Origin of the sequence: Cellulosimicrobium cellulans (assembly GCF_001722485.1) — a bacterium.
GTDB lineage: Bacteria > Actinomycetota > Actinomycetes > Actinomycetales > Cellulomonadaceae > Cellulosimicrobium > Cellulosimicrobium cellulans_A.
Map to the genome: position 1 here is coordinate 1 of NZ_LWGL01000129.1, position 9,308 is coordinate 9,308.

General features: G+C 74.2%; 11 protein-coding genes, 2 tRNA genes and 1 pseudogene. 9 read left to right on the forward strand and 5 right to left on the reverse strand.

Annotated elements, in window-relative coordinates:
* From JZ5iCDA_RS12970 to JZ5iCDA_RS12990, 5 genes are all read left to right on the forward strand, one after another.
* Positions 1-369 (forward strand): PucR family transcriptional regulator (locus JZ5iCDA_RS12970; protein ID WP_139123103.1); only part of this gene is annotated, 369 nt, incomplete at its 5' end.
* Positions 370-461: 92 nt separating this feature from the next.
* A complete protein-coding gene (locus JZ5iCDA_RS12975) occupies positions 462-1,445 on the forward strand; it encodes an ACP S-malonyltransferase (RefSeq protein ID WP_069387561.1) in 984 nt (327 codons plus the stop codon).
* Positions 1,442-2,446, forward strand: coding sequence for a beta-ketoacyl-ACP synthase III (locus JZ5iCDA_RS12980; RefSeq protein WP_069387562.1), 1,005 nt, complete (start codon positions 1,442-1,444; stop codon positions 2,444-2,446). Before JZ5iCDA_RS12975 ends, JZ5iCDA_RS12980 begins: the two co-directional genes overlap by 4 nt.
* Positions 2,447-2,577: 131 nt before the next feature.
* On the forward strand, positions 2,578-2,826 hold the full coding sequence (locus JZ5iCDA_RS12985) for an acyl carrier protein (RefSeq protein ID WP_069387563.1): 249 nt from the start codon (positions 2,578-2,580) through the stop codon (positions 2,824-2,826).
* A 90-nt stretch (positions 2,827-2,916) separates the two neighbouring features.
* Positions 2,917-4,161: a beta-ketoacyl-[acyl-carrier-protein] synthase family protein gene (locus JZ5iCDA_RS12990; RefSeq protein WP_069387564.1), complete on the forward strand. Its 1,245-nt coding sequence runs from the start codon at positions 2,917-2,919 to the stop codon at positions 4,159-4,161.
* 72 nt (positions 4,162-4,233) lie between these two features.
* On the opposite strand, the gene JZ5iCDA_RS12995 is transcribed toward JZ5iCDA_RS12990, so the two are convergent.
* From JZ5iCDA_RS12995 to JZ5iCDA_RS13005, 3 genes are all read right to left on the reverse strand, one after another.
* Positions 4,234-4,734, reverse strand: a complete 501-nt coding sequence (locus tag JZ5iCDA_RS12995; RefSeq protein ID WP_069387565.1) for a DUF3145 domain-containing protein — start codon at positions 4,732-4,734, stop codon at positions 4,234-4,236.
* Between the two features lie 171 nt (positions 4,735-4,905).
* A complete protein-coding gene (def, locus tag JZ5iCDA_RS13000; RefSeq protein ID WP_069387566.1) occupies positions 4,906-5,391 on the reverse strand; it encodes a peptide deformylase in 486 nt (161 codons plus the stop codon).
* Positions 5,392-5,458: 67 nt separating this feature from the next.
* The gene (locus tag JZ5iCDA_RS13005) at positions 5,459-6,268 is read right to left on the reverse strand and encodes a DUF1206 domain-containing protein (RefSeq protein ID WP_069387567.1); all 810 of its coding nucleotides are present in this window, start codon (positions 6,266-6,268) and stop codon (positions 5,459-5,461) included.
* 138 nt (positions 6,269-6,406) lie between these two features.
* On the opposite strand from JZ5iCDA_RS13005, the gene JZ5iCDA_RS13010 reads away from it, so the two are divergent.
* Positions 6,407-7,528, forward strand: a complete 1,122-nt coding sequence (locus tag JZ5iCDA_RS13010; protein WP_069387568.1) for an acyltransferase family protein — start codon at positions 6,407-6,409, stop codon at positions 7,526-7,528.
* Here JZ5iCDA_RS13010 and JZ5iCDA_RS13015 read toward each other — a convergent pair.
* Complete coding sequence (locus tag JZ5iCDA_RS13015; protein WP_069387569.1) at positions 7,486-7,857, reverse strand: DUF488 domain-containing protein; 372 nt, start codon at positions 7,855-7,857, stop codon at positions 7,486-7,488. The genes JZ5iCDA_RS13010 and JZ5iCDA_RS13015 overlap by 43 nt on opposite strands.
* A gap of 92 nt (positions 7,858-7,949) precedes the next feature.
* Here JZ5iCDA_RS13015 and JZ5iCDA_RS13020 point away from each other — a divergent pair.
* From JZ5iCDA_RS13020 to JZ5iCDA_RS13030, 3 genes are all read left to right on the forward strand, one after another.
* Positions 7,950-8,026, forward strand: a tRNA-Ile gene (locus tag JZ5iCDA_RS13020).
* A gap of 36 nt (positions 8,027-8,062) precedes the next feature.
* A complete protein-coding gene (locus JZ5iCDA_RS13025; RefSeq protein ID WP_069387570.1) occupies positions 8,063-8,578 on the forward strand; it encodes a hypothetical protein in 516 nt (171 codons plus the stop codon).
* A 45-nt stretch (positions 8,579-8,623) separates the two neighbouring features.
* Positions 8,624-8,696 (forward strand) — tRNA-Asn (locus JZ5iCDA_RS13030).
* 97 nt (positions 8,697-8,793) lie between these two features.
* Here JZ5iCDA_RS13030 and JZ5iCDA_RS13035 read toward each other — a convergent pair.
* Positions 8,794-9,308 (reverse strand): annotated as a pseudogene (locus JZ5iCDA_RS13035) (DNA primase); the annotation flags it as partial.

Consider the following 9,308-nt stretch of genomic DNA (forward strand, 5'->3'; position numbering starts at 1 on the left):
GCGCAGGCGGCGCTCGCCGGGCTGCGCGCCGCCCCCGCGTGGCCGCAGGCGCCGCGGCCCGTGCTCGCCGACGACCTGCTCCCCGAGCGCGTGCTGACCGGGGACACGACGGCGCGGCGCACCCTCGTCGCGCAGGCCTACAAGCCCCTCGCGGAGGCCACCGGCTCGGTGCTCGAGACGCTCTCGGCCTACCTCGGCACGGGCCGCTCGCTCGAGGCCGCGGCGCGCTCGCTGTACGTCCACCCGAACACCGTGCGCTACCGGCTGCGCAAGGTCTCGGAGATCACGGGGTGGGACCCGCTCGACGCGCGCGAGTCGTTCGTCCTGCAGGTCGCGCTCGCGCTGGGACAGCTCACGTCCGGGCGCTGACCGACCGGTTGTAGGTTCGGCACAAAGGCTTTCGAGAAGGTTGGTCCGCTTCGTGACGACGCGCCCGGTCGCCGCGTTGGCACAGTTGACGGGTGCTCGCCGTCGTCTGCCCTGGACAGGGCTCCCAGTCCCCCGGAATGCTCGCCCCCTGGCTCGAGCTGCCCGGCGTCCCCGACCGTCTCGCGGCGTTCGGCGAGGCCGCCGGCACCGACCTCCTCGCCCACGGCACGACGTCGGACGCGGACACGATCCGTGACACCGCGGTGGCGCAGCCCCTCATCGTCGCGTCGTCGCTCGTCGCGCTCCGCGCGCTCCTCGACGGCCGGGACGCCGCGGACGTCGTCGACGTGACGGCCGGCCACTCGGTCGGCGAGCTCTCCGCGGCAGCGGTGGCGGGCGTGCTCGACGACGCGGGCGCCGTCGGGCTCGTGTCCCACCGGGCGCGCGCCATGGCCGAGGCCGCGGCCGCGAGCCCGAGCGGCATGAGCGCCGTCGTCGGGGGCGACCCCGAGGAGGTCCTCGCCGCGATCGAGGCCGCCGGCCTGTGGCCCGCGAACGTCAACGGCGGCGGCCAGGTCGTCGCCGCGGGCGCGCACGAGGGCCTCGCCGCGCTCGCCGAGAACCCGCCGGCGAAGGCCCGGGTCATCCCGCTCCAGGTCGCCGGGGCGTTCCACACGCCGTTCATGCAGCCCGCGCTCGAGGCGTTCGAGCCGGTCGCCGCCGGCTGGACCGTCGCCGACCCGCGCCTGCCGCTCCTGTCGAACGCCGACGGCGAGCCGTACGGGCGCATCGACGTCGAGGGCAGCGCGCACGGGACGGCCCGGGACGTCGTGCGGCGCCTCACCGCGCAGATCGCCGCCCCCGTGCGGTGGGACCTGTGCCAGGAGACGCTCTCCGAGCTGGGCGTGACCGCGCTGCTCGAGCTCGCCCCCGGCGGGGTGCTGACGGGCCTCGCCCGACGTGCGCTGCCCGGCGTCGAGACCGTCGCCGTGAAGTCGCCCGCGGACCTCGACAAGGCCCGCGACCTCGTCGCGCGCCACTCCGTCGTCGGCGGGGCCGCGGGGGCGGACGCGTGAGCGCGACGCTGCGGCAGGCCACCGGACCGGCCCACTCGCGCATCCTCGCGATCGGCGGGGTGCGCGGCGAGAACGTCGTGACGAACGACGACATCGCCGGGCCGATCGACTCGTCCGACGAGTGGATCCGCCAGCGCACGGGCATCGTCACACGCCGTCGCGCCGGTGCGGACGTCGACGTGCTGGACCTGTCCGAGGCCGCCGCCCGGGACGCGCTCGAGCGCGCGGGCCTGCAGGGCGCCGACGTCGACGCCGTCATCGTCTCCACGGTGACGTACTTTCACCAGACCCCGGCTGCCGCCGCGGTCCTCGCGGAGCGCCTCGGCGCGACGCCCGCCGCCGCGTTCGACGTGTCGGCGGCCTGCGCCGGATACACGTACGCGATCGCCCAGGCCGACGCGCTCGTGCGGTCCGGCGTCGCACGCCACGTGCTCGTCATCGGCGCCGAGAAGATGAGCGACTTCATCGACCCGACCGACCGGTCGATCTCGTTCCTCCTGGGCGACGGCGCCGGTGCGGCGATCGTCGGCCCGTCCGACACGCCCGGCATCGGCCCCACGGTGTGGGGCTCCGACGGCGGCAAGGCCCAGGCCATCCGGCAGACCCACGCGTGGTCCGAGCTGCGCCAGGACCCGTCCCTCGGCTGGCCGACGCTGCGCCAGGACGGGCCGAGCGTGTTCAAGTGGGCGAGCTTCCAGATGGCGCCGATCGCCGCCAAGGCGATGGCGGAGGCCGGCGTCACGCCCGGCGACATCCAGGCGTTCGTGCCGCACCAGGCGAACATGCGCATCATCGACCAGATGATCAAGCAGCTCGAGCTGCCCGAGACGGTCGCGGTCGCCCGCGACATCGCGGAGACGGGCAACACGTCCGCGGCGTCGATCCCGCTCGCCACGCGCCGCCTTCTCGACGAGGGTCAGGTCCGCTCCGGCGACCTCGCCCTGCAGATCGGGTTCGGCGCCGGTCTCGTCTACGCCGCGCAGGTCGTCGTCCTCCCGTAGGGGAGAATCACCCGGGACGGACCGCCGTCGTCCGACGGACCACGTCCTCGCCAGTACCGCAGAACCGTTCGGGCCCGCCCCGAGCGCCGCCACCGGGACCGGGTCGTCCGGGCCCACGACAAGGAGAAACCATGGCTTACACCGAGCAGGAAGTCCTCGCCGGCCTCGCGGAGATCGTCGCCGAGGAGACGGGTCTGCCGACCGACGCCGTCGCTCTCGAGAAGTCCTTCACGGACGACCTCGACATCGACTCCCTCTCGATGATGACGATCGTCACGCACGCCGAGGACAAGTTCGGGGTCCGCATCCCCGACGAGGAGGTCAAGAACCTCACGACGGTCGGCGACGCCGTGTCGTACATCACGGGCGCCCAGGCCTGAAGCACCCGGCCTGCACCAGCAGGCCCCGCGGGCGGGCCGGCGCGAACCGCCGGCCCGCCCGACCCCCGTCGAACCACTCGAGGAGCCCCCATGCCCGCCGTCCGTGAAGTCGTCGTCACCGGTCTCGGTGCCACCACGCCGCTCGGCGGGGACGTGCCCTCGACCTGGGCCGCCGCCCTCGCCGGCGAGTCCGGCGCGCGCCCGCTCGACAACGACTGGTCCGAGCGCTACGAGATCCCGGTCACGTTCGCCGCGACGATCAAGGTCAAGCCGGAGGAGGTCCTCCCGCGCCCCGAGATCAAGCGCATGGACCCCTCCACCCAGTACGCGGTCATCGCCGCGCGCGAGGCCTGGGCCGACGCCGGCAGCCCCGAGGTCGACGGGGAGCGCCTCGGGTCCGTGGTGTCCTCGGGCATCGGCGGCATCTGGACGACGCTCGACGGCTGGGACACGCTGCGCGAGCGCGGCGCGCGCCGCATGCTGCCGATGACGGTGCCGATGCTCATGCCGAACTCCCCCACCGCGTACGTCTCGCTCGAGCTCGGCGCCCGCGCGGGCGCGCACGCGCTCGTCTCGGCCTGCGCGTCCGGTGCGGAGGCCATCGGCTACGGCGTCGACATGATCCGCGCGGGCCGTGCGGACGTCGTCGTCGCGGGCGGCACCGAGGCGACGATCCACCCCATGCCGATCGCCGCCTTCGCGGCGTCCCGCACGCTGTCGCTGCGCAACGACGACCCGCAGGGCGCGTCGCGCCCCTACGACGTCGACCGCGACGGTTTCGTCCTCGGCGAGGGAGCGGCGGTCGTCGTCCTGGAGAGCGCCGAGCACGCCGCCGCCCGCGGTGCGCGCGTGTACGCCCGGCTCGCCGGTGTCGGCCTGTCCGCCGACGCGTACCACATCACGTCCCCCGACCCGGAGGGCCGCGGCCAGGTCGCCGCGATGCGCCGGGCGCTCGAGGAGGCCGGCGCGACGGGGCGCGACGTCGTGCACGTCAACGCCCACGCGACGTCCACCAAGGTGGGCGACCTCACCGAGACGCGCTCCATCCGTGCGCTGCTCGGCGACGACGCCGACCACGTCCAGCTCTCGGCGACGAAGTCGATGACGGGCCACCTGCTCGGGGGCGCCGGAGCGCTGGAGTCGATCTTCACGATCAAGGCCGTCGCGGAGCGCCTCGCCCCGCCGACGATCAACGTGGAGAACCCCGACCCGGAGCTGCAGGTGCCGCTCGTGCGCGACACGCCGTCGGCGCTGCCGGAGGGCGACGTCGTCGCGATCAACAACTCGTTCGGATTCGGCGGGCACAACGTCGCCCTCGCGGTGACGAACGCCTGACCACGACCGCCTGACGACGCGAGGCCGCCTCCCCGGGGAAGGGAGGCGGCCTCGCGTCGTCAGGGGCTGCGGTCAGCCCACGCGGTGCAACCAGCGCACGGGAGCGCCCGCGCCGGCGTGCCGAAACGGCTCGAGCTCGTCGTCCCACGCCTGGCCGAGCGCGAGGTGCAGCGCCTCGCGCATCGCCCACGTGTCGTGCGCCTGCTCGAGCGCGGCGCGGATCCGGTCCTCCGGCACGACGATGTTGCCGTGCACGTCGGTCGCGGCGTGGAAGATGCCGAGGTCCGGCGTGTGGGACCACCGGGCGCCGTCGACGCCGTGGCTCGGCTCCTCGGTGACCTCGTACCGCAGGTGCGACCACCCGCGCAGCGCGGAGGCGAGCTTTGCGCCCGTGCCCTGGGCACCCTGCCACGAGTGCTCGGCACGGAAGAGCCCGCGCGCTGCCGGCTGCTCCGTCCAGTCCATGGACACGCGCGTGCCCAGCACGTTGCCTGCGCCCCACTCGATGTGCGGGCACAGAGCGCGCGGTGCTGAGTGCACGAAAAGAACACCGCGGGTGATGGCACCGGCCATGTCTGCCTCCCTAGGTCGAGGTTTCGTCTTCCCCAACGTCCTCACCAGGGTGGTGCGATGACCCGGCACCCGTACGTCGCGGCGTGCTCGCGTGCCCCATCTTGCACGACGGCGCGAGGTTGCGCGAGGGATTGCCGGCGGCGAGCCGCCGGTTCCACCCGCTCGTGGAGGTCAGAGGTGCGCGCGCAGCTCCCGCATCGCCTTCTTGCGCACGGACCGGTCGAGGCGGTCCAGGTAGAGCATGCCGTCGAGGTGGTCGCACTCGTGCTGCAGGCAGCGGGCCATGAGCTCGGTGCCCTCGACGACGACCTCGTTGCCGTCCAGGTCCGTGCCGACGACGCGCGCGTACCAGGCGCGGCGCGTCGGGAACCACAGCTCGGGCACCGACAGGCAGCCCTCGTCGCCGTCCTGGTAGTCGTCGGACAGCTCGACGATGCGCGGGTTGAGCACGTAGCCGATCTCGTCGTCGATGTTCCACGAGAAGGCGCGCAGGTTGACCCCGATCTGGTTGGCGGCAAGACCCGCCCGGCCCTCGTGGTCCACCGTCTCGACGAGGTCGGCGACCAGCGAGCGCACGCGGTCGTCGATGGTGGTGATCTCGTCGCACGGCGTCCGGAGCACGGGGTCGGGGATGGTGCGGATCTCTCTCATCGCCATGCCCGCATTCTTCCACGGGGAGGCCGCGCCTCGGCGTCGGGCGGGCGCGGCCGGACCGGGGCGCGCGTCACATGCGCGCGTGCTTGGCCCGCGCGAACGAGTAGAGCCCATACGCCGCGAACCCGAGGCCGACCGCCACGAGGAGCACCGCGCCGAAGGGCTGGGCCGCGAGCGTCGCGAACGCCGCGTCGAGGCCGCCGGCCTGCTGCGGGTCCGACTGCACCGCGGCCACGACGAAGAGCCCGCCGAGGACGCCGAGCGCGACACCCTTCGCGACGTAGCCCACGCGTCCGAGGACGACGACGGCGCGACCGAGGCGCCCGCTCGTGCCGCCCTCGAGGTCCTCGAGGAACTTCTTCCTCCAGCCCTTGACGACGTGGTAGACGCCGCCCGCGACGATCCCGACCCCCACGGAGCCGACGAGCACCTTGCCCGCCGGGTTCTGCAGGAGCGTCGCCGTGAGGCTCTGCTCCTGGCCGCCGCCGCCCGACGAGCCCGTCACGACCCGGAGCGCGAGCACGCCGAGGGCCACGTACAGCACGGCCTTGCCGGCGGCCTTGAGGCGGTCGGACGTCTCGCCCGCGCCGCTGATCGCCACGGTGAGCTGCCACAGGCCGAGGGCGGCGAACGCGACGACGGCGAACCACAGGAGCGCGGTGCCCCCGGGAGTCCCGGCGATCGTCGACAGCGCGCCGGTCTGGCTGGCCTGCTGGCTCGACGCGGAGCCGGTCGCGACCTGGACGGCGAGGACACCGACGACGAGGTGCAGCACACCGCTCACGCCGTACCCGGCGCGCGCGAGCAGCTCGAGGGTCCTGCTGCCGCGGGCGCTGCGCGCCGCCGCTCCCTTGCGTGCCGGGCTCGTGGTGGATGCCATCGGTGCTCCTTCGTGGTCGGACGCCGTCGGTACGCCGCCGGGGTCTCCGGACCGGGCCAATCTGCCAGCCGTCGCCGAACCGCGCATGTCGGGCACGGTCCCGGTGCGAGCACATCACGACTTGGTAACGTCCGCCGGATGCTCCGCAGCTCCCCGCGTCTCGCCGCGCTCGACGGGCTCCGCTTCGCCGCCGCGGCAGCGGTCCTCCTGTACCACTTCGTCGCCGTCAACCACCACGCGTGGGGTGCTCGCACGGACGAGGTGATGCCGGGCGTGCAGCAGCTGGCGGCGTTCGGGTCGTTCGGCGTCCAGCTGTTCTTCGTCATCAGCGGCTTCGTGATCCTCATGACGGCGTGGGGCCGGGACGTGCGCGGGTTCGTCGCCTCGCGCGCGGGGCGCCTGCTGCCGGCGTACTGGGCGTCGGTGCTGCTCACGCTCGCCCTGCTCGTGCTCGTGGCCCCCGGGCGGCGCGACGTCGACGTGCCGCAGGCCGTCCTGAACCTCACGATGGTGCAGCGGGCGTTCGGCGTCGAGGACGTCGAGGCCGTCTACTGGACGCTCTGGTCGGAGCTGCGGTTCTACGTGCTCGTCGGGATCCTCGTCGGGCTGGGGCTGACACGCGGCCGCGTGCTCGCGTTCGTCACGCTGTGGCCCGTCGTGGGGGCGATCGCGACCCAGACCGGCTCCGAGCTCGTCTCGACGGTGCTCGTCGCGGCGGACGCGCCGCTCTTCGCGGGCGGCATGGTGCTGTTCCTGCTCGCGCGTGAGCCACGCTCGCCGGTCCTGTGGCTCGCCCTCGGGCTGAACATGGCGCTGGCCGCCGCGCACTCGGGCCGGATCCAGGCGGTGCGGATCGAGAACAGCACCGACCTCACGCTCGGCCCGGCGACGTACTGGACGGCGATCGTGGCCTGCTTCGCGCTCGTGGCGGCCGTGACGCTCACGCCGCTCGCGCGGATCCCGTGGGGCTGGCTGACGACGCTCGGCGCGCTCACGTACCCGCTGTACCTCGTGCACTCCTCGTGGGGCCGCTGGGTCATCGAGTCGGTGCACCCGCATCTGCCCGCGTGGGCGACGCTCGCCGTCGCGACGGCCGTGTGCCTCGGGCTTGCCCTCGCGCTCCACCGCCTCGTCGAGAAGCCCGTCGGGCCGCGGCTGCGCCGGGCGGTCGAGAGCGACCTGCGCCGCGGCTCCGAGCCGGGGCGGGTCGACGGCGCTCAGCCGGCGCCCGCAGCGCCGGCACCCTCCCCGGTGAGGTAGTCGCGCAGCACGACGGCCTGGTTCTCGGTCTCGTCGCGCGCCCCGTACAGGAGCGTCACGACGTCGTGCTTCCCGGCGACTTCACGCAGCTCGCCGACCGCCGGGTTGTCGTCGAGCTCGGCGCGGTAACGGCGCGCGAACTCGGCGAACCGCGGGCTCTCGTGGTGGAACCACCGCCGCAGCTCGTCCGACGGGGCGACGTCCTTGAGCCACAGGTCGGCGCGAGCACGCTCCTTGCTCACCCCGCGCGGCCACAGGCGGTCCACGAGCACGCGGAACCCGTCGTCGTCCGCCGGCTCGTCGTAGACGCGCTTGGTGCGGATGTCCATGGGCCCCATGACACCGTGCCGGGCGGCGGACCGCACGCGCGCGACGGCGAGCCCGCCGGACGCGACGCGGTCGGGCGGTATGCTCTCGGCGCGCCCCGTTAGCTCAGCTGGTCAGAGCAGGAGACTCATAATCTCTCGGTCGCGGGTTCAAGTCCTGCACGGGGCACCACGACGTCCGCTCTCGTGCAGCGGCTACCGTGGGGGCGTGTCCTGGTTCCGCCGCCCCTCGCTGCCCGACGACGTGCGCCGCAGTCTGGACCTGCGCGCCGGTGACCGCGTCCTGGCGTCCGCGGAGCTCGTCGACGGCTCGTGGGCCGTGGCGACGCGCACGTCGCTCGTGACGAGCGACCCGGCAGGGCGGGCCGTCGTGGCCCGCCCGTGGTCCGACGTCGACCGGGCCGCGTACTCCCCGGAGCCGTCGACGATCACGGTCACGTGGGTCGACGGGTCGGCGTCGCTGGAGCTGCGCCTCGTCGACCCGCGCCGCAGCGGGCTCGTCCAGACGCTGCGCGAGCGGGTGCAGTCGTCGGTGGTGCTGTCGGAGACCGTGACGTTCGCCGCCGGGCGCACGGCGCGGGTCGCGGTGCGCCGGGACGGCGACGGCGGCCTCTTCTCCCAGGTGGTCGCGGAGCCCGGCGTCGACCTGCACGACCCCGAGGTCGCGGCACGTGTCGACGCGGCCGAGGGGCGCGTGCGGTCGGCGTCCGGACTACCCCTCTGAGCCTGCTAGAGTTTTCCCCGGCCGCCACGGTGAAGCCGTGGCCGGTCCCGCGTAGCTCAGCTGGCAGAGCATCCGACTGTTAATCGGACGGTCGTAGGTTCAAGTCCTACCGCGGGAGCCCACAGCGAAGAGCCCGGAACCCCTGGTTCCGGGCTCTTCGCGTTCCTCACGCTCTTCGTCGCGTCGTCCCCGGGCTCCCGACAGCCCGGCACGCGTCAGGCGATCTCGCCCTCGCGGAGCGTGCGGCGCTCGGTCTCGAGCGCGAGCAGCTGCGCGAACGCGGCCTGGTACGCGTCGGCGTCGCCCGAGGGGTCGAGACGCTGCAGCCGGCTCTTCGCGTCGGCGATGCGCCGCGTCAGCCCGAGGTCGACGAGACCGCGCACGACGCCGGACACGTAGCCGCCGACGACGCTCTCGCGGTCCTCCGGCAGGGGTGCGACGGCGAGCTGCGTGACGAGCGCGCGCACCGGCTCGGCGGCCTGCTCGGCGACCGCCTCGACCCAGTGGCCCGCCCCGAGCGCGGTGCCCTCGCGCACTCCCCCGGCGGCACGGATCGCGGCGTGCACCGCCTGCCACGCGGGCACGGAGAACGCGTCGTCACCGAGGGTGTCGAACAGCGGCGGCACGTGCTGCGGGTACTGCAGGACCGCGACGAGCGCGAGCCGTTCGCGCCGCGCCACGGGGTCGCGCGGGTCGGGCGCGGGCAGCGCCGGGGCGGACGGCGCGTCGT